Genomic DNA, 17,280 nt, shown 5'->3' with positions numbered 1-17,280 from the left:
ACAGCTCATGGCCTTGTTCGGTTTTCCACACTGGCAGTTAACATCGACCTCCACAGAGCGCGGCGTGGTCGCGCCGGATGAGAGGCTTCCTCTGGTGCCCACGGTGGTGATGGGCGTTCAGCACGCGGTCGCGATGTTTGGCGCGACGGTGCTGATGCCCATTCTGATGGGGCTGGATCCCAATCTGTCGATTTTGATGTCGGGGATCGGCACGCTGCTGTTCTTTGTCATCACCGGCGGACGGGTGCCGAGCTATCTGGGATCGAGCGCCGCCTTTGTCGGCGTGGTGATCGCCGCCACGGGCTTTAACGGCCAGGGGATCAACCCGAATCTGAGCGTCGCGCTCGGCGGCATTATCGCCTGCGGGCTGGTTTACACTCTGATTGGCGTTGTGGTGATGAAGGTCGGCACTCGCTGGATCGAACGCCTGATGCCGCCGGTGGTGACGGGTGCGGTGGTGATGGCGATCGGTCTGAACCTCGCACCGATTGCGGTCAAAAGCGTCTCCGGCTCGTCCTTTGACAGCTGGATGGCGGCGGTGACGGTGCTCTGTATCGGTCTGGTGGCGGTTTTCACCCGCGGAATGATTCAGCGGCTGTTGATTCTGGTCGGGCTGATTGCCGCCTGCCTGGTGTATGCTCTGATGACCAGCGTGCTGGGCCTGGGTAAACCGGTGGATTTTTCGCTGGTGCAACACGCCGCGTGGTTTGGTCTGCCGCACTTTACCTCCCCGACCTTTAGCGGTCAGGCGATGATGCTGATCGCACCGGTGGCAGTGATTCTGGTGGCGGAAAACCTGGGCCATCTGAAAGCGGTCGCCGGAATGACCGGGCGCAATATGGACCCGTACATGGGCCGCGCGTTTGTCGGTGATGGGCTGGCGACCATGCTCTCGGGCTCGGTTGGCGGCAGCGGCGTGACCACCTACGCGGAGAATATCGGCGTGATGGCCGTGACGAAGGTGTACTCCACGCTGGTGTTTGTCGCCGCGGCGGTGATTGCCCTGCTGCTGGGCTTCTCGCCGAAATTCGGGGCGCTGATCCACACTATTCCGGCCCCGGTGATTGGCGGTGCATCGATTGTGGTGTTTGGCCTTATTGCCGTGGCGGGCGCGCGCATCTGGGTGCAGAACCACGTGGATCTCAACCAGAACGGCAACCTGATTATGGTCGCGGTGACGCTGGTGCTGGGCGCGGGGGATTTTGCGCTGACGCTCGGCGGCTTTACGCTGGGTGGAATCGGGACGGCCACCTTTGGCGCGATTTTGCTGAATGCGTTGTTGAGTCGCCGGACGGCGGAGGTCTCTCAGGCTGAGGTGGTGCGCCAGGATTCCTGACGGAGCCGGTTGTTTGCGCCGGGTGGCGGCTTCGCCTTACCCGGCCTACGTTTCTTTTGTAGGCCCGATAAGCGCAGCGCCACCGGGCGTATTTCAGACCACACCATCGTTGATGTCGGGTGATTAATCTTCTTCGAATAACCGTTCGATAGATTTGGTCGGGTAGAAAAGCGAGTTGGCGTTTTCACGCACCAGGGGGATAAAACCCAGCTTGAGGTAGAACGCTTTCGCACTCTCGTTTAACGCATCGACAAACATGCCGTGCACACCCACCGCCTGTGACGCCAGATACACCACCCTCATGGCATGCGTGACCAGGGTTGTCCCCCACTCCTGCCCTTGCAGCGTTTTATGAATGGCCAGCCGACCCAATGTCACGCTGGGTACATTGGCATAAGGAATGTGGCGTTGCTGCGTTTTTGAGGGAAGCGCTTCACGTTCGAAACAACTGCCCGCGAGCGTGTAATATCCCCACACTTTAGGCTTCGCCTCCTGGCTTTTAAGGACGTAAGCCCGCAGGATGCGTCCGCAGTGCTGGCGAGCCAGATGCTCAGTAAGAAAGACATTCAGAGAGGTTTCGCCGCAGTCAAAATCCGTAAAATCATAAACTGCTTCTTCTGAAAACATCTCTATGATCAGTTTGGCCACGACTTACTCCATGTCTTCGAGCCGTTTGGCGGCGCGTTTTAGCCTGTTGTCTGGAGATGGCGGATTGCTGATGGCATCCATCACCTGATTCCACGACGCTTCGTTAAGGATCAGGCGACGGTGCTGCTCGATCACTTCCGCTGCGCGCGCTGACGCGCTATTGACCATAAACTGCGTGATGGTCTGATTGGTCATCGCCGCGGCTTCTTCGATCAGGCTCTTATCTTCATCCGATAAACGGAGATCGATTCGCTGTTTTTTAAGTGCTGACATTTTTACTCCATTTTGTACGGTGAGTATCCGTACACAAATGCATTGTAGAATTGCCGCGCTTTGATTGCAATACGACGCTATTCGAGTGTCAGATCGGCCGCTTCACGACGTTTCTTTTTTAACTTCAACTCACTCACCAGCACACCGACCACAATAAATGCCGCACCCAACAGGGCCAGCAGCGGCAACCGTTCACCCGCAAGGCGACCAAAAATCCCGGCCCAGACGGGTTCGCCGGTGTAGATGACCGTTGCGCGCGTCGGGGAGACGCTGCGCTGCGCCCAGTTCATCGTCACCTGAATGATGGCGCTGAAAATCCCCAGGCCGAGCGCGACGACCACCAGCCCCGTGGACATTGGCGGGACAGATTCTCCGGCGGGAACCATGGCGATAAACGCCACAATCGAGGCTGTCGCCAGCTGGACGACGGTGACGCGTTTGACGTCGACTTTCCCGGCCCAGGCGCTAATCAGGATAATTTCTGCCGCAATCGCCACCGCACCAATCAGCGTAATAATCTCACCCGGTCCCATCGCCAGCAGGTTGTCGCCGGGTCCTGCGAGAAAAATCAGCCCGATAAAGGCCAGCACGATGCCCACGCAGGACATCAGCCCCGGCATTCTGCCGAGACACAGCCACTGCAGCAGGGGGACCAGCGGAACGTACATCGCGGTGATAAACGCCGATTTACTGCTGGGAATGGTCTGTAATCCCCAGGTTTGCAGGCTATAGCCCATCGCGATAGAGACGCCAATCGCCACGCCCGCCTGTAGCTCCTTCAGGGTCAATCCGCGCAGAGTTTTCAGTGAGATCAGCGCCACCGCCACAGCCGCCGTAGCAAACCGCAGCCCGACGAAGAAAAACGGATCGCTGAGCGTCACGGCATACTGCACCGCGAGGAAGGTACCGCCCCAGAACATGGTGATCAGAATCAGGATCGCTTCCTGGGGTTTAATGGAAAAGGCGTAGCGAGAGGAGGACATGGGATACCAGCGACAAGAAGTAATCCGCTAGTGTGCGATGCCTTTGGTTACAGTTCAATGTTGCATAAATAAAAAAACCGCCGGGAGACCCGGCGGCAGGGGGATATTTCAGGTTGGGTGACACTGAAATGGGGAGACGCTAACTCTTATTACTGCTCCCATGACTGTTTTTGCCCCCTTTTTTGCCAGCTTCAGATGCGCGCTGCGGGTCATTCTTGAAGTTACCCCCGCTCTGCTGGCCACCTTTACGACCTGCTTCTGATGCTCTGTCACGGTCTTCAGCGAAATTACCTGACCCACCACGATGGTTTGCCATCTCTAACCTCCAGAGTGTGAAACATTAGACATCATACTGCATTCAGTAAAAGAGGATTCTTTCACCTGACGGCACAAGGCCAGAGCCTTTGTCTGCGCCGCGTGAAACTAAGCTTAGTGGAATGAGCCGATCCAGCCAGTAAACGGTAATATTCTGCAACATGAAATCAGCCGTTCGTGTGAGATCCCGCCGTCGTCACCAATAAGCTCCTCTTATCATTCAGAAAAGCCGACCCGCTAAAAATGTTTCATATTGCTACAAAGAAAGGTCCTAAATATCTTGTTATAAATCAAAGAAATGGCTTTCAGGTTTGCAGTCTGGCCGTGGCGTCTTATCTTTAAATGAACGCAGCGATTCGCTGCCAGAAACCACAATCGAGGAGTGATGCAAGATGGCAAAAGTTCTGGTGCTCTATTATTCCATGTATGGACACATTGAAACCATGGCTCATGCGGTGGCGGAAGGCGCAAGTAAAGTTGACGGAGTTGAGGTCGTGGTGAAACGCGTACCGGAAACCATGAACGCCGAAGCGTTCCTGAAAGCGGGCGGGAAAACACAAAATGCCCCGCAGGCGACCCCGCAAGAGCTGGCCGACTATGACGCCATCATCTTTGGTACCCCAACGCGCTTTGGCAACATGTCCGGGCAAATGCGGACCTTCCTGGATCAGACCGGCGGGCTGTGGGCCTCTGGCGCCCTGTACGGGAAACTCGCCAGCGTCTTTAGCTCAACGGGGACCGGCGGCGGCCAGGAGCAGACCATCACCTCCACCTGGACGACCCTTGCACACCATGGAATGGTGATTGTGCCGATCGGCTACGGCGCGCAGGAATTGTTTGATGTTTCACAGGTGCGCGGCGGGACTCCGTACGGCGCGACCACCATTGCTGGCGGCGACGGTTCGCGTCAGCCAAGCCAGGAAGAGCTGGCCATCGCCCGTTATCAGGGTGAGCACGTCGCGGGCCTCGCTAAAAAACTGAACGGTTAACCTCAACAGGAGGACAAGCATGCCAACTCAACAATCCAAAGCTCATCACGTCGGTGAGTGGGCAAGTTTACGTAATACCTCTCCAGAAATTGCCGAGGCCATCTTTGAAGTCGCGAAATACGATGAGAAGCTGGCGGAGAAAATCTGGGAGGACGGGAGCGATGAAGTGCTGGTCCGTGCCTTCGACAAAACAGACAAAGACTCGCTCTTCTGGGGCGAGCAAACCATCGAACGTAAAAACGTCTGACCGTTTCCCCCCGCCAGCGCGGGGGGGTTTCCACTTATTTTGCCGCGTCGTTCATCAGGGTATTAAATTTATCAATCGGGCAGAAACCGTTGGTATCGACCGGGCACCCTTTCAGCTCAAGCGTCACGCGCTGCGCCGGAGATTTCAGCGACAGCACATCGGCGTTGCGCAGCTGCTCTGAGCTTTGGTAGACATACTCAATTTTCATCAGCTCACGATTCGCGTTTTTATCATGCCAGCGCTGGAAGACAATCTTCCCACCAATCGGCGTGCGCTCGTGCTGGTCATGCAGCTGGTACGGCTTGAAATCCAGCGCCGTCAGCAGCGAAGCGATGTTGGAGTCATGCCCCACCAGGACGGTGATTTTTGGCGCTTTCGCCTGATCGGTGACCAGCGCGTTATCGATGTATTTCACCAGCGGTTTGGCGACGTTGCGCGCCACTTCGGTGGAGGTGAACAGGGAATCCTGATAGCCATTTTTCAGCTGTGACAGCACGCGCCACTGCTGGTCGGTTTTGATTTCCCCCCACGCCACCTGATCCAGCGGGAAGCCTTCGTAGTATTGCAGCGTGAACGCATCCACCAGCGAGTTACCCACTTTCAGCGGGCCGGAGACGCTCGGCTCTTTTTCATAGTCGGCGGTGAAGGTGTCTTTGGCCTGCGTCAGAGAGCACACTTTTTTCTCTTTGCAGGACGGGGAATCGGTGTATTGGGTGATCTGCTCCAGCAGCTTGTAGCTCTCATCGAGCTTCATGCCCTGACGCTCGGTCTCCATCGCTTTGACCGCTTTTTCGCGAAACTCCGGCGAATTGTCGGTGATCACCGGGTTAAAGGTCGGGTCCATGGTGCCCATTTTTTCCTGATGATGGACGGGCACGTCGCAGCCTGGGAATGCGCCGGTGATAAAGAACTGAGCCGTTGCAACGGTGCGTTGCAGGCTGTTGGCATAGGTATAGACCGCGTCAGCCGGTGGGCATTCTCCGCTGGTGACCATCCCCTGCTCCGCCAGCCATTCACGCATGTAATGGCCCATGTAGACTTCGAGCACGCCACCTTTGGTGGTGAGCTGCCCGCCTGGCACGTCCCATTCCGGCCATTGGCCCGGCGTGGATTGCTCAAGTACGCTGCCATTATTCGCCAGCGGTGCGCGCAGATTGTGGCGGCTCATAATCAACACCTGCTGTAACTGATAGCCTTCCGGGGCCGTTTGCGCCTGAGCGCCAGAGGTCATTGTTAAAGTGCCAGCCACTGCGATTGCGAGTAGTGCTTTTCTCATCCCTTTTTCCTCAGAGTTTATTTTCGTCAATCTGATTGTGACAGATTGATGACAAATTTCCGGGAACCATTTCTCAAACTGATAGATAACGCTTTTTTATGTTCGCGCCCTACCGCTCCAGCTGGTCGCCGTACTCTTGCATCCAGGCGGCCAGCGGGGAGAGCGCACTCTGTAGCGTCAGTCCTAAATCCGTTATCTGATATTCCACGCGCGGCGGGATCTCCGGATAGATCGTGCGCGAGACCAGTCCGCGCTGTTCAAATAAGCGCAGCTGTTTGGTCAGTTCTTTCTGGGTAATGGGTGCCGCGGCGCGGAGCAGATCGCCAAAGCGTACCGGGGCGTTGAGGACGATCAGCCGGTACAGGATCGGGATCGCCCATTTGCCCGAGATCAGATTGACAAACTGCGTCATCGGGCAGGATTCGGTCGCAGAATTTTTTTCACAGGTTGATTCGAGTCTTTCCGCCATTGCACACCCTTCGCCTCATTAGTATCCAAATGGTACCTGGTTTCTTTTGGATACTAACGTTTCTATAGTGCTTTCTCCAGTGACTTTTCAGGAGCTAACCATGGGTCGTTTAACAGGTAAATATACGCTTATTACGGGTGGCACCAGCGGCATCGGTCTGGCGACGGCGCAGGAGTTTATCGCCGAAGGGGCGCACGTGGCGGTGACCGGACGTAACCCGGAAACCCTGGCCGAGGCGCAACGGGTGCTGGGCGATAACGCCTGGGTGATTGCCACCGACGCGGGGGATATTTCCGCGCAGCAGCAGCTGGCAGACACCCTCTCCTCACGCTGGCCGCGGCTGGATGCGGTGTTTATCAACGCCGGAGATGTGACGCACGGGCTTATCGAGGAGTGGCGCGAGGAAGCGTGGGATCGGCTGATGGGCATCAATCTCAAAGGCCCCTTCTTTTTGGTTCAGGCGCTGCTGCCGCTGCTGAACAACCCCTCGTCGGTGATTTTATGCGGCTCGGTGAGCGCGCGGATCGGCCTGCCCACCAGCAGCGTCTATGCCGCCAGCAAGGCGGGTCTGCTCTCCCTGGCGCGCACGCTTTCTGCGGAACTGCTGCCGCGTGGGATCCGCGTCAACGGCTTAAGCCCCGGCCCGGTAGAAACACCGGCTCTGAATAAACTGGGGCTGAGCGCAGAGGCGCAAAAGGCGCTGCAGGGCGATATCGCAAGCCTGGTCCCGCTCGGGCGCATGGGAACCCCGACGGAGCTGGCGAAGGCGGCGATCTATCTGGCGTCGGATGAGTCCAGCTATACGGTTGGGATCGATTTGCTGGTGGACGGTGGCACCGGGAGTTTGTAATTCGAAAGGCGCTATATACTGAAGCTAAACCGGTATATAGCGCCCGGACTGATAGTGGCATTACAAATATAACTTCACTCAATAATAGTCCATTTCAGTGCTATACTTTGCGAAATATCTTAGGTGGTCTTACAAGGGAGTTAACCATCTTGTCACAACGTAAATATATCACTGCAACGATATTTATTATTGTTTGCACAACGTCAATATTCGCCACCTTGATTTCACATGAAGTGAGAAATCTTCAAAATTATATGGGCTATATTGCCGAGAATGGCAAGTCAGCGCTTTTCCACGAAGAGTTCATCAATCAGGATATTGCCTTTCGCTTATCCCGCGCCTTCTCTAAACAGGCAGCCTCTGGTGTGAATGGCGAGGAAAAAGCCAAATTACTCTGCGAGCATATTGAAAAGGTCGGAGCCATTTCCGGGTTTAATCTGGTGGCGAGAACCATCGTTAACCTGGAGGGTACGCTTCAGACGCGAAATCCCGACTGCGGAGCCTGGAGCCGGGATGTGCCTGCGCTGCCCGTGGTGAATCAAACCGAGACACCGGCGTCATCGAAGTACACCTTCTCCAACTATACGGGCTATACCTTCAACAACACCCGCTATTACATCGATCTCGCGCACAACTATATTTACATCAACCATCTGGTGAATACCTTTGATTATGCGTTCAGCAACTGGCTGGTGGCCGATAAAGATGGCGTCAATATTGTGCGCAGCGCGCACACTATTACCATTGATGACAGAGCGCTGGAGGACCTGATCCACGGTGAAAATATCGTCTCGCACATTTATACAGACGGCTATACCCGACAAAATATTATCAGCATGATTACGCCGGTATTTCTTGGTGGAAAAATCAAAGGGCTGTTGATTACCGATATCAATATTCACGATCTGGCGACATCATTTGTCACCCCTGATCGCCCGTTATTGTGGAAATTCCTTTCCCTCTATGTCACCGATAATACGACGGGGGGGAATATTATCTTCCACGAGCCTGTAGTGAAATCGCGGGATGCAATTAACTATCAGGATGATATGACGCAGTATTACACCCTGCATGGAAAGCTCGATGCCATCTACGTGGTGATTGCGAATGTCTGGCTGATTTTGCTTTACGTATTAACCACCTGGCTGCTGGTTCGCTACGCCCGCCAGCAGTTTATCCGTCAGAAATCGCTTTCGCGCGACAACGTGACCGATGCGATGACCGGGCTGTATAACCGCAAAGTGATTACCGACGAACTGAACCAGAAAATTCAGTCTTTAGTGGAAAGAAATATTCCGGTCACGGTGATTGCCATCGACAGCGACGGGCTGAAAAGAATCAACGACACCTTAGGCCATCATATGGGCGATAAGGCGATCCAGTCCCTGGGACTCGCGCTGGCCCAGTCGATCCGTAAGAGCGATTACGGGATCCGCCTCGGCGGCGACGAGTTCTGTTTGATTCTTATCGATAATAATCTGGCCCGCTCGCGGGATGTGATTACGCGTATGCAAGGTTATCTCCAGACCATCGATACGGAAAAAATGGTGGCGTTCTCCTGGGGAAGTTACCAGATGCACGCGGGCGATACGCTGGAAGTGGCGATGCTGAAGGCGGATGAGCTGCTGTATCAGCATAAGCGCAGCAAATACGAAGACCGGAAGTGACAGCTAAGTTTACAAGGCGCTGATGCCGGTCACCGCGCCGACATACAGCGCCGCCCAGACGGCCGCAGAGAGCAGGCTCACCGCGTAAACCTTACCTGCATTCACGCTCAGCATCCCCGCCGCCAGCGGGACGATGTAGCGCAGCACCGCCAGAAAACGGGCAGTGAACAGCACCGCCACGCTGTTTTTCTCTAACTGATGCTGGACGCGTAAAAAGCGATCGGCGTGTTTTGCACTCAGGCGCATCATCATCCGCGTATTGCCCATGAGCTGCCCCAAATGGTAATTCAACACGGAGCCGCCCATCGCGCCCGTCGTTACGGCAAGCCAGGCCAGCACAGGCGAAAGCGTTGCCTGACTCAGGGTAATCCCACCCAGCAACATCAGCGAGGCAGGCGGCAAAATGGAGGAGACGAAAACCGTTGATTTGCAGAACGCCATGACCGCCAGCAAGGCGAACAGCTGCGTCGGATAGTGTGCAAAATGATTAAGCAGATTATTGAGCCATTCCATCGCGACGCCTCTTTTGAAAGGTGAATCTGCTATTTAAAATGAAATAAATTAAATAAAACCTCAACGCCGATTAAATATATTCAACCTAAACCGTTCATCAACATTATTGATATTTTAAAGCAGTATTTAAAAACTCGCGTATTATCTCATCCGTTTTACTACGATCTCGTTATGGCGAGGCTCCTGTACAAATACACGTTATCGCTCTGGTGGTTTCGAGAGAAACTACACAGGGTAAAACAGGCACTGTCGAATCAAGGCTTTGTCAGTATAACTTCCCTTCGGGGATACGGTGTACAGTGCTGAACCCAGGACGTGGGGATCTCCTCTTCGACATGCCCTGTCTTGCTCGCCCCTGAGAGATAATTATATTCAAAGGGAATTCACTATGTCTTACACCATCCATAATTCAAATCCTGCATTTAATGACAGCGCCATCGCGCAATATATGAATACGGATTTTATTGTCCTTGACGCGTCATTATGTGTCGCGCTGGCGCGTGAACATTTCTTCGCACAATTAAAAGATGACGATATTCCAACGCATATTTTTATTGAAGATAATGGTCGATTGGCCGGGATGATTTCGGTCAGAACGTTATTACAGGAAGCGAATACCGTTCAGGCCGTTAGCGCGCTGATGGTTTCTCAGTTTTTGCAGGTTCAGCCCGACGATGAGCGTGCAAAAGTGGCCGCCCTACTCAGCCATGCCGGTGTGGACGTGGTACCGGTTGTCACCCACGGGAAACTGGTGGGTTGTCTCACCGAACGTGAAATTGCTCATTTGCTGGAAGATGACGTGACGGAAGATGCGCAGCGCCAGGGGGCTACGCTGCCTCTGGAGCGGCCTTACCTCGAGACCAGCGCTGTGCAGCTTTGGAAAAAACGTGCCGTCTGGCTGCTGCTGCTGTTCGTCGCAGAGGCCTACACCAGCACCGTGCTTCAGCATTTTGAAGATGCGCTTGAATCCGCTATCGCACTGGCGTTCTTTATTCCATTGCTCATTGGCACCGGCGGCAACAGCGGCACGCAGATTACCTCAACGCTGGTCCGCGCGATGGCGCTGGGTGAAGTTGGCCTGAAAGATCTGGGGCGCGTGCTGCGTAAAGAGATGACCACCTCGGTGATGATTGCCATTACGCTCGGGCTGGCAGGCTGTGTGAGGGCCTGGATGATGGGTATTGGAATGGACATTACGCTTATCGTCAGCCTGACGCTGGTGTGCATTACCCTGTGGAGCGCCATTGTCTCGTCAGTGATCCCGATGGTGCTTAAACGCTGTGGCATCGACCCTGCCGTGGTATCCGCGCCGTTTATCGCCACCTTTATCGACGGAACAGGCCTGATTATCTATTTCAAGATTGCACAGTACACGCTGGGTCTGGAGTGACAGGTTTGTAGCCTGAACAAAGAAAATAAAGCCAAAAAAAGGGGTTACCTTTCGGTAACCCCTTTTTTCGCAGGCATCCCGCACTGCTTCACATTGCCGAGCCCAAACACTTCTCACCGGGATAGCCAGGCAACGTTTTAGCATCCGGCTCACAAGCAAGCGTCTTTGCCTGGGTTAGCCGCTCCTTCAGATTGCCAGCATTGACGGACTGCCAGCCCATCTTTTCCCCGAGCCAACTAGCCCAGGCAAACTCAACAAAATAGACCTGCTTTTTCTTGTCAAAATAGCCTTCGTCCTGCAACAGGCCCGCAAGCGAACGATAAGGATAATCAGGCAGATCGGCGATACGCTTCGGCAGTTGCTCCGGCGTGATGGATTGCCCCTTTTCGTTTTTCAGCCACACCCAGTGGTTTTTCTCCATCTGCGGCCAGAAGGTGGCTTTATCCTGCAGATGCGCGATGACTTTGACCGTGGTCTTTTTCACGCCCAGTTGCCATAGGGTGCGAGTGAGATGGTGCCTGTCGACCAGCCAGTACTCGCCCTGCGGAGATATCACCACCGGGATCTCTTTTTTAACAGCGTACTTTTCGAGCTTTTTGGCGCTCTTATCCGCAAGTTTTTTCTGCTCTTCATCCACTTGCAGCTGACCAATGCCCGCCTGAGTGGGCCGTAGCTGGTCGATAGCCACCTCACATAAATCCCCGGGAGCGGTGTCTGGTGTACAAGGTGCAGCCGCGAAAGCTTGTGGGCTGAGTATCGCCGCGAGCAAAAGCCATTTTTTCATTGATGATTTTCCTGACATAAGGTGTGAGTGGCTGGAGAGATAACAGCATTGAACACCCGGAATAATCAACAGGATTGTCCCTTCCGGCGTGAAAGTTGTGGCCTGCACATACAGTTCACCCGGCGAAGACACTTTCATTTGGTTCGTCCATGAAGGAAATACAGCTCCCGGCTGACGCGCGATTGAGCGTTGAGACCGCCCAAGCAAAAAACCCCAGTTCATTGCTGAACTGGGGTTTCGTATTTGGCGGAAGCGTAGAGATTCGAACTCTAGAACCCTTTCGGGTCGCCGGTTTTCAAGACCGGTGCCTTCAACCGCTCGGCCACGCTTCCGGTATGGGGCGCACTATAAACACCTCCGAACTTCGTGTAAAGCATCAATGTGATCGTTTGCTTCAAAAATAGCCAAATTGATGTTAATCGGTTGAAATAACAACGCATTGACTATTTTGTCAGCATAAAATCGCCTGTTTCAGGCTTAATGCTTTTTGATGTACATGTCCTTCGTGAAGTAGTACCCCAGTTTATCCGGTGTAAATCCACCCACCCAAGGCTTGATCAAATGCGTGCGAACGTAGTGATACACCGGAATGGCGGGCACATCCTGGCCTAACAGGTCTTCTGCCTGCTGGTAATACTTGCCGCGCTCCTCGGTGGTTTTGGCTTTTGCCGCATCCACCAGCGCTTTGTCATAGGCCGGGTTGCTGTACTGGCTGGTGTTTTCGCTGTCGCCGGTGCGGAAGTTATTCAGGAAGGTCGCGGCATCGTCGTAATCGGCAATCCAGGCGTAGCGCACGGCATCGAAGTTATGCGTATGCATGGTATCGAGCATGGTTTTCCACTCCTGGTTTTGCAGCTTCGCTTCCACGCCGAGGTTTTTCTTCCACATCGAACTCGCTGCAATGGCGATGCGCTGGTGCGATTCCGAGGTGTTATAGAGCAGATTGAAACTGAGCGGATGCGAGTCGTTGAATCCGGCTTCGTTCAGCAGCTTTTTGGCTTCCGCGATGCGTTTATCCATCGGCCAGCTGGCGTATTCCGGCGCATGAAGTTTCACCCCACCGATATCCGGCTGACTGATTAACCACGCCGGGCGTTGCCCCTGCCCTAACACTTTCTCGGCGATGATGTCCTTATCCAGCGCCATGTTCAGCGCCTTACGCACGCGCACATCGTTGAACGGCGGTCGGGTGGTGTTGAATTCGTAATAATAGGTGGCGAGCTGCGGGGAGACATCCAGCTCTGAGCCGAGGGTTTTCTTCAGCTGCGCAAACTGGTTGATCGGCACCGTATAGACGATATCGATCTCACCCGCTTTGTAGCGGTTCACGTCCGAGGCCTCAGAGGTGATCGGCAGATAAGTCACCTTGTTAATCACCGTGTGAGCGTTATCCCAGTAGCGCGGGTTGCGCTCCGCCACGATGCGCTCGTTCACGACCCACTGCGAGAGTTTATAGGCCCCGCTGCTGACAAAATGTTCCGGCTTGGTCCATTTATCGCCGAAGCGGCCAATCAGCACTTTATCGACCGGCACCAGCGACGGGTGCGCCAGCATGGCGAGAAATGCCGCATTCGGCTGCGTCAGCGTCACTTCGAGGGTGGTGTCGTTAATCGCCTTCACGCCGAGCGTGTCCGGCTTCTGTTTGCCTTGAGCGATATCGGCTGCATTGACAATGTGCATGTTGCCTGGATAGCTGGCGTACGGCGACGCGGTGTTGGGATCAACCAGACGCTGCCAGCTCCAGACAATATCCTGAGCGGTTATCGCAGAGCCGTCACTCCAGGTGATGCCAGGGCGCAGGTGGAAAGTCCAGACGGTATTGTCCTTGTTCTCCCATTTCTCCGCGAGGCGCGGCTCTATCTCGCCCGCTGGCGATACGCGAACCAGCCCTTCGAACAAATCACTGATAATATTGAATTCGACATCGCTTTCGACTTTGTGCGGATCGAGCGATGCCGGCTCACTGCCGTTATTCCTGACCAGTTCCTGCTTCTCTGCCAGTTGTGTTCCTGCCGGCACACTGGCGGCCCAGGCCGTTGTGCTGGCGCACAAGATCCCTGCCGTCAGTAAAGAGAGTGTAAAGTGAGTGCGTGATGCTGATTTCATTGTTTCGCCTTATTGTGGGTTTTTGACGATGCGTATTCACTCTTAGCGCTCAAAGATTAATAAGGCAATATTTTTCAGTAACCTATAAGATGTTGATCTGATTAAATTCATCAAACCGATATTCATTCTGTTGAAATGGATTTCTTTGAAACAAAGCACCAGCGCGGGCCCTAACCGGCTGAGTAAAGATGGGTAAAACCACTTTGTAACTGGCAAGACCTTTCCTATTCTTGCCGTTAATTACATCTGTCATAAGAGAGTGACTCATGGATCGTATTATTATTTCTTCACGCGACCGCACATCGCTACTCAGCACCCACAAAGTGCTGCGCAACACCTATTTCATGCTCAGCCTGACGCTGGCGTTTTCGGCGATCACCGCGACGGCCAGCACCGTGCTGATGCTGCCGTCTCCGGGTCTGATTCTGACGCTGGTCGGTATGTATGGTCTGATGTTCCTGACCTACAAAACCGCTGACAAACCGATTGGTATTTTGTCTGCGTTCGCCTTCACCGGCTTCCTGGGCTACATCCTGGGGCCAATGCTGAACGCTTACCTGTCTGCTGGCATGGGCGATCTCATCGGCCTGGCGCTGGGTGGTACGGCATTAGTGTTCTTCTGCTGCTCCGCTTACGTCCTGACGACGCGCAAAGATATGTCTTTCCTCGGCGGGATGCTGATGGCGGGTATCGTGGTAGTACTGCTCGGAATGGTGGCAAACATCTTCCTGCAGCTGCCTGCCCTGCACCTGGCGATTAGCGCGGTGTTCATCCTGATCTCCACCGGCGCGATCCTGTATGAGACCAGCAACATCATTCACGGCGGTGAAACGAACTACATCCGCGCTACCGTGAGCCTGTATGTGTCGCTGTACAACATCTTCGTCAGCCTGTTGAGCATCCTGGGCTTCGCCAGCCGCGATTAACAGACAGTGCTTCGAATCAAGCCCCGCTTATGCGGGGCTTTGTTTTTTGGTACACTGCGCGGGTTTTCGATTGACGTGTGAATGACTATGTTGAGCTTTGAAGGTAAAGAGATAGAGACCGATAACGACGGCTATCTGAAAGAGAGCAGCCAGTGGAGCGAAGGGCTTGCCGAGGTGATTGCCGAGAAAGAGGCGATTACCCTGACGCCAGAACACTGGGAAGTGGTGCGTTTTGTCCGCGACTTCTATCTGGAATTCAACACTTCCCCAGCCATCCGTATGCTGGTGAAAGCGATGGCCAATAAGTTTGGCGAAGAGAAAGGCAACAGCCGCTATCTGTATCGCCTGTTCCCGAAAGGCCCGGCCAAGCAGGCGACTAAAATCGCGGGACTGCCGAAGCCCGTGAAGTGCATTTAATAGCGAATACCGAAATTCACATATTCGCGGCCGGGTTGATGCGGTTCGGTTAAGACCTTTTCAACCCGCGCGCTACGTGGCCCACCCGCTTTCAGCCAGGCGACCAGTTTTTCGACCTGTTCAGCGTCGCCGCAGGCCACCACCTCGACGCTGCCGTCATCCCTGTTACGCGCGTAGCCCGTCAGCCCGAGCTGTAACGCTTCGCGCTGCGTACTGTAGCGAAACCCGACGCCCTGAACGGTGCCGTGAACCCAGGCGATTGTGCAGACTTTTGACATCATCGTTCCCCTTAATCCTGTCTGGCGCGTTGCATTTCCCCACTGAACTCGGGAAAATGGCCGCCAATTCATTGAATCAACAGAATAGCAAATTATGAGTGTACGTTTAGTGTTAGCCAAAGGGCGCGAAAAATCATTACTGCGCCGCCATCCCTGGGTCTTTTCCGGCGCAGTTGCCCGCATGGAAGGGAAAGCCAGCCTCGGTGAAACCATCGATATCGTTGACCATCAGGGGAAATGGTTAGCTCGCGGCGCATACTCGCCTGCCTCCCAGATCCGCGCGCGCGTCTGGAGCTTCGATAAAGACGAAACCATCGACATCGCCTTCTTCACCCGCCGTTTACAGCGGGCGCAGGAGTGGCGTGACTGGCTGGCGAAACGCGACGGGCTGGACAGCTATCGTTTGATCGCCGGTGAGTCCGACGGTCTGCCGGGCGTGACCATCGACCGCTTCGGCAACTTCATGGTGCTTCAGTTGCTGAGCGCGGGCGCAGAATATCAGCGCGCGGCGTTAATCAGCGCGCTGCAAACCCTGTATCCGGAATGCGCCATTTACGATCGCAGCGACGTCGCGGTACGTAAAAAAGAGGGCATGGAGTTGACGCAAGGCCTGGTCACCGGCGAACTGCCGCCTGCCCTGCTGCCGATTGAAGAGCACGGCATGAAGCTGTACGTCGATATTCAGGGTGGCCACAAAACCGGCTATTACCTCGATCAGCGCGACAGCCGCCTGGCGACGCGTCAATACGTGAAGAACAAACGCGTGCTGAACTGCTTCTCCTACACCGGCGGTTTTGCCGTTTCCGCGCTGATGGGCGGTTGCAGCCAGGTCGTCAGCGTCGATACCTCTCAGGAAGCGCTGGACGTGGCGAAACAGAACGTCGAGCTGAACAAGCTGGATCTGAGCAAAGCCGATTTTGTCCGCGATGACGTGTTCAAACTGCTGCGTAAATATCGCGACCAGGGCGAAAAATTCGACGTGATCGTGATGGACCCGCCGAAGTTTGTCGAAAATAAAAGCCAGCTGATGGGCGCCTGCCGTGGCTATAAAGATATCAACATGCTCGCCATCCAGCTGCTCAATCCCGGCGGGATTTTGCTGACCTTCTCCTGCTCTGGCCTGATGACCACCGATTTATTTCAGAAACTGATCGCAGATGCCGCTGTAGATGCGGGGCGTGATGTACAATTTATAGAGCAGTTCCGTCAGGCGGCCGATCACCCGGTGATCGCTACCTACCCGGAAGGGCTGTATCTGAAAGGGTTTGCCTGTCGCGTCATGTAGCTTGAAAAGTGGAATGTTGCCCATACATCTGATGTAAGTAACATTTCCCGGGAGGTGACTATGATTGCCAGCAAATACGGTATCGGCCAGCAGGTGCGCCACTCCCTGTTAGGGTATCTGGGGGTGGTGGTGGATATTGACCCGGAATACTCCCTTGATGAACCGTCAGCGGACGAGCTGGCGGTTAACGCCGAGCTTCGCGCTGCGCCCTGGTACCATGTGGTCATGGAAGATGACGATGGTCAGCCGGTTCACACTTATCTTGCGGAGGCGCAGTTAAGCAGTGAACTGCAGAAGGAACATCCTGAGCAACCTTCCATGGACGAACTGGCCCAGACCATCCGCAAACAGCTCCAGGCTCCGCGCCTGCGGAACTAACCAAAAAACAAAGCCCGATTCAATGGACTGACCCCATAAAGTTGGACAGTTCATGTTAAGCGGCTATCGGGGTCTGGGTTCGGTATTCTACCGGACTCAGGCCTTTTAATTTCAGGCTGATCCGCTCGTTGTTATAGTAATGGATATAGT

The 17,280-nt window shown here is 54.5% G+C and carries 21 protein-coding genes, 1 tRNA gene and 1 riboswitch; of the genes, 10 read left to right on the top strand and 12 right to left on the bottom strand.

The window, feature by feature from the left end; all coding sequences use genetic code 11:
• Nucleotides 1-7: 7 nt before the first annotated feature.
• Nucleotides 8-1,336: a pyrimidine utilization transport protein G gene (gene rutG, locus QQF33_RS23135; RefSeq protein ID WP_285145385.1), complete on the top strand. Its 1,329-nt coding sequence runs from the start codon at nucleotides 8-10 to the stop codon at nucleotides 1,334-1,336.
• A 123-nt stretch (nucleotides 1,337-1,459) separates the two neighbouring features.
• On the opposite strand, the gene QQF33_RS23130 is transcribed toward rutG, so the two are convergent.
• The 4 genes from QQF33_RS23130 to QQF33_RS23115 all read right to left on the bottom strand — a co-directional run bounded on the left by QQF33_RS23130 (nucleotide 1,460) and on the right by QQF33_RS23115 (nucleotide 3,556).
• The gene (locus QQF33_RS23130; RefSeq protein ID WP_285149215.1) at nucleotides 1,460-1,984 is read right to left on the bottom strand and encodes a GNAT family N-acetyltransferase; all 525 of its coding nucleotides are present in this window, start codon (nucleotides 1,982-1,984) and stop codon (nucleotides 1,460-1,462) included.
• Nucleotides 1,985-1,987: 3 nt separating this feature from the next.
• Nucleotides 1,988-2,257, bottom strand: a complete 270-nt coding sequence (locus QQF33_RS23125) for a type II toxin-antitoxin system TacA family antitoxin (RefSeq protein ID WP_285145387.1) — start codon at nucleotides 2,255-2,257, stop codon at nucleotides 1,988-1,990.
• 77 nt (nucleotides 2,258-2,334) lie between these two features.
• The gene (locus QQF33_RS23120) at nucleotides 2,335-3,240 is read right to left on the bottom strand and encodes a DMT family transporter (RefSeq protein ID WP_285158668.1); all 906 of its coding nucleotides are present in this window, start codon (nucleotides 3,238-3,240) and stop codon (nucleotides 2,335-2,337) included.
• Nucleotides 3,241-3,379: 139 nt separating this feature from the next.
• Nucleotides 3,380-3,556, bottom strand: a complete 177-nt coding sequence (locus QQF33_RS23115; protein ID WP_100780659.1) for a con-10 family general stress protein — start codon at nucleotides 3,554-3,556, stop codon at nucleotides 3,380-3,382.
• 391 nt (nucleotides 3,557-3,947) lie between these two features.
• On the opposite strand from QQF33_RS23115, the gene wrbA reads away from it, so the two are divergent.
• The gene (gene wrbA, locus QQF33_RS23110) at nucleotides 3,948-4,544 is read left to right on the top strand and encodes an NAD(P)H:quinone oxidoreductase (protein ID WP_100780660.1); all 597 of its coding nucleotides are present in this window, start codon (nucleotides 3,948-3,950) and stop codon (nucleotides 4,542-4,544) included.
• 19 nt (nucleotides 4,545-4,563) lie between these two features.
• Nucleotides 4,564-4,791: a YccJ family protein gene (locus tag QQF33_RS23105; RefSeq protein WP_282492507.1), complete on the top strand. Its 228-nt coding sequence runs from the start codon at nucleotides 4,564-4,566 to the stop codon at nucleotides 4,789-4,791.
• A gap of 34 nt (nucleotides 4,792-4,825) precedes the next feature.
• Here QQF33_RS23105 and agp read toward each other — a convergent pair whose 3' ends face one another.
• Both agp and QQF33_RS23095 read right to left on the bottom strand, forming a co-directional pair.
• Complete coding sequence (gene agp, locus QQF33_RS23100) at nucleotides 4,826-6,067, bottom strand: bifunctional glucose-1-phosphatase/inositol phosphatase (RefSeq protein WP_285158667.1); 1,242 nt, start codon at nucleotides 6,065-6,067, stop codon at nucleotides 4,826-4,828.
• A 109-nt stretch (nucleotides 6,068-6,176) separates the two neighbouring features.
• Nucleotides 6,177-6,536 carry a winged helix-turn-helix transcriptional regulator gene (locus QQF33_RS23095; RefSeq protein ID WP_282492505.1) on the bottom strand — a complete coding sequence of 120 codons (360 nt, stop codon included), beginning with the start codon at nucleotides 6,534-6,536 and terminating at the stop codon, nucleotides 6,177-6,179.
• A 100-nt stretch (nucleotides 6,537-6,636) separates the two neighbouring features.
• Between QQF33_RS23095 and QQF33_RS23090 the strand changes: the two genes are divergently transcribed.
• Nucleotides 6,637-7,386, top strand: coding sequence for an SDR family oxidoreductase (locus QQF33_RS23090; RefSeq protein ID WP_285158666.1), 750 nt, complete (start codon nucleotides 6,637-6,639; stop codon nucleotides 7,384-7,386).
• Nucleotides 7,387-7,493: 107 nt separating this feature from the next.
• The gene (gene dgcJ / locus QQF33_RS23085; protein WP_285158665.1) at nucleotides 7,494-9,053 is read left to right on the top strand and encodes a diguanylate cyclase DgcJ; all 1,560 of its coding nucleotides are present in this window, start codon (nucleotides 7,494-7,496) and stop codon (nucleotides 9,051-9,053) included.
• Between the two features lie 9 nt (nucleotides 9,054-9,062).
• Here dgcJ and QQF33_RS23080 read toward each other — a convergent pair whose 3' ends face one another.
• Nucleotides 9,063-9,566, bottom strand: a complete 504-nt coding sequence (locus QQF33_RS23080) for a DedA family protein (protein ID WP_285158664.1) — start codon at nucleotides 9,564-9,566, stop codon at nucleotides 9,063-9,065.
• 158 nt (nucleotides 9,567-9,724) lie between these two features.
• A riboswitch (M-box (ykoK) riboswitch) is annotated at nucleotides 9,725-9,894 on the top strand.
• A 60-nt stretch (nucleotides 9,895-9,954) separates the two neighbouring features.
• Here QQF33_RS23080 and QQF33_RS23075 point away from each other — a divergent pair.
• Nucleotides 9,955-10,956 carry a magnesium transporter gene (locus QQF33_RS23075; protein ID WP_285149210.1) on the top strand — a complete coding sequence of 334 codons (1,002 nt, stop codon included), beginning with the start codon at nucleotides 9,955-9,957 and terminating at the stop codon, nucleotides 10,954-10,956.
• Nucleotides 10,957-11,044: 88 nt separating this feature from the next.
• Here QQF33_RS23075 and QQF33_RS23070 read toward each other — a convergent pair whose 3' ends face one another.
• The 3 genes from QQF33_RS23070 to QQF33_RS23060 form a co-directional block, all read right to left on the bottom strand.
• Nucleotides 11,045-11,878: a ParB-like protein gene (locus tag QQF33_RS23070; protein ID WP_285158663.1), complete on the bottom strand. Its 834-nt coding sequence runs from the start codon at nucleotides 11,876-11,878 to the stop codon at nucleotides 11,045-11,047.
• A gap of 106 nt (nucleotides 11,879-11,984) precedes the next feature.
• Nucleotides 11,985-12,072: transfer RNA gene (locus QQF33_RS23065), tRNA-Ser, on the bottom strand.
• Between the two features lie 145 nt (nucleotides 12,073-12,217).
• On the bottom strand, nucleotides 12,218-13,846 hold the full coding sequence (locus QQF33_RS23060) for an ABC transporter substrate-binding protein (protein ID WP_285158662.1): 1,629 nt from the start codon (nucleotides 13,844-13,846) through the stop codon (nucleotides 12,218-12,220).
• A gap of 266 nt (nucleotides 13,847-14,112) precedes the next feature.
• Here QQF33_RS23060 and yccA point away from each other — a divergent pair, with 266 nt between their 5' ends.
• The gene (gene yccA, locus QQF33_RS23055) at nucleotides 14,113-14,772 is read left to right on the top strand and encodes an FtsH protease modulator YccA (RefSeq protein WP_285158661.1); all 660 of its coding nucleotides are present in this window, start codon (nucleotides 14,113-14,115) and stop codon (nucleotides 14,770-14,772) included.
• 87 nt (nucleotides 14,773-14,859) lie between these two features.
• Nucleotides 14,860-15,189, top strand: a complete 330-nt coding sequence (tusE, locus tag QQF33_RS23050; RefSeq protein WP_100780673.1) for a sulfurtransferase TusE — start codon at nucleotides 14,860-14,862, stop codon at nucleotides 15,187-15,189.
• On the opposite strand, the gene yccX is transcribed toward tusE, so the two are convergent.
• Nucleotides 15,186-15,467 carry an acylphosphatase gene (gene yccX, locus QQF33_RS23045; protein ID WP_285145398.1) on the bottom strand — a complete coding sequence of 94 codons (282 nt, stop codon included), beginning with the start codon at nucleotides 15,465-15,467 and terminating at the stop codon, nucleotides 15,186-15,188. The genes tusE and yccX overlap by 4 nt on opposite strands.
• Before the next feature lie 94 nt (nucleotides 15,468-15,561).
• On the opposite strand from yccX, the gene rlmI reads away from it, so the two are divergent.
• Both rlmI and hspQ read left to right on the top strand, forming a co-directional pair.
• On the top strand, nucleotides 15,562-16,752 hold the full coding sequence (gene rlmI, locus QQF33_RS23040; RefSeq protein ID WP_285158660.1) for a 23S rRNA (cytosine(1962)-C(5))-methyltransferase RlmI: 1,191 nt from the start codon (nucleotides 15,562-15,564) through the stop codon (nucleotides 16,750-16,752).
• A 60-nt stretch (nucleotides 16,753-16,812) separates the two neighbouring features.
• On the top strand, nucleotides 16,813-17,130 hold the full coding sequence (gene hspQ / locus QQF33_RS23035) for a heat shock protein HspQ (protein ID WP_100780676.1): 318 nt from the start codon (nucleotides 16,813-16,815) through the stop codon (nucleotides 17,128-17,130).
• Between the two features lie 55 nt (nucleotides 17,131-17,185).
• Here hspQ and QQF33_RS23030 read toward each other — a convergent pair.
• Nucleotides 17,186-17,280: IS3 family transposase (locus QQF33_RS23030; protein ID WP_271121941.1), on the bottom strand; the 95-nt coding region annotated here is incomplete at its 5' end.

It is taken from the genome of Lelliottia wanjuensis (assembly GCF_030238365.1).
In the GTDB taxonomy this organism is placed as follows: Bacteria; Pseudomonadota; Gammaproteobacteria; order Enterobacterales; family Enterobacteriaceae; genus Enterobacter; species Enterobacter wanjuensis.
Note: the sequence above shows the minus strand (reverse complement) of the source record. Positions and strands in the feature narration are given on the sequence as shown.

What these genes read in the sequence shown, in the direction of transcription:
- QQF33_RS23090 (WP_285158666.1), top strand. Translation starts at nt 6,637, where the DNA reads ATGGGTCGTTTAACAGGTAAATATACGCTTATTACGGGTGGCACCAGC.
- hspQ (WP_100780676.1), top strand. Translation starts at nt 16,813, where the DNA reads ATGATTGCCAGCAAATACGGTATCGGCCAGCAGGTGCGCCACTCCCTG.
- rlmI (WP_285158660.1), top strand. Translation starts at nt 15,562, where the DNA reads ATGAGTGTACGTTTAGTGTTAGCCAAAGGGCGCGAAAAATCATTACTG.
- yccA (WP_285158661.1), top strand. Translation starts at nt 14,113, where the DNA reads ATGGATCGTATTATTATTTCTTCACGCGACCGCACATCGCTACTCAGC.
- QQF33_RS23105 (WP_282492507.1), top strand. Translation starts at nt 4,564, where the DNA reads ATGCCAACTCAACAATCCAAAGCTCATCACGTCGGTGAGTGGGCAAGT.
- QQF33_RS23060 (WP_285158662.1), bottom strand. Translation starts at nt 13,846, where the DNA reads ATGAAATCAGCATCACGCACTCACTTTACACTCTCTTTACTGACGGCA.
- wrbA (WP_100780660.1), top strand. Translation starts at nt 3,948, where the DNA reads ATGGCAAAAGTTCTGGTGCTCTATTATTCCATGTATGGACACATTGAA.
- QQF33_RS23125 (WP_285145387.1), bottom strand. Translation starts at nt 2,257, where the DNA reads ATGTCAGCACTTAAAAAACAGCGAATCGATCTCCGTTTATCGGATGAA.
- agp (WP_285158667.1), bottom strand. Translation starts at nt 6,067, where the DNA reads ATGAGAAAAGCACTACTCGCAATCGCAGTGGCTGGCACTTTAACAATG.
- QQF33_RS23115 (WP_100780659.1), bottom strand. Translation starts at nt 3,556, where the DNA reads ATGGCAAACCATCGTGGTGGGTCAGGTAATTTCGCTGAAGACCGTGAC.
- tusE (WP_100780673.1), top strand. Translation starts at nt 14,860, where the DNA reads ATGTTGAGCTTTGAAGGTAAAGAGATAGAGACCGATAACGACGGCTAT.
- QQF33_RS23070 (WP_285158663.1), bottom strand. Translation starts at nt 11,878, where the DNA reads ATGAAAGTGTCTTCGCCGGGTGAACTGTATGTGCAGGCCACAACTTTC.
- QQF33_RS23120 (WP_285158668.1), bottom strand. Translation starts at nt 3,240, where the DNA reads ATGTCCTCCTCTCGCTACGCCTTTTCCATTAAACCCCAGGAAGCGATC.
- QQF33_RS23080 (WP_285158664.1), bottom strand. Translation starts at nt 9,566, where the DNA reads ATGGAATGGCTCAATAATCTGCTTAATCATTTTGCACACTATCCGACG.
- QQF33_RS23095 (WP_282492505.1), bottom strand. Translation starts at nt 6,536, where the DNA reads ATGGCGGAAAGACTCGAATCAACCTGTGAAAAAAATTCTGCGACCGAA.
- yccX (WP_285145398.1), bottom strand. Translation starts at nt 15,467, where the DNA reads ATGTCAAAAGTCTGCACAATCGCCTGGGTTCACGGCACCGTTCAGGGC.
- rutG (WP_285145385.1), top strand. Translation starts at nt 8, where the DNA reads ATGGCCTTGTTCGGTTTTCCACACTGGCAGTTAACATCGACCTCCACA.
- QQF33_RS23075 (WP_285149210.1), top strand. Translation starts at nt 9,955, where the DNA reads ATGTCTTACACCATCCATAATTCAAATCCTGCATTTAATGACAGCGCC.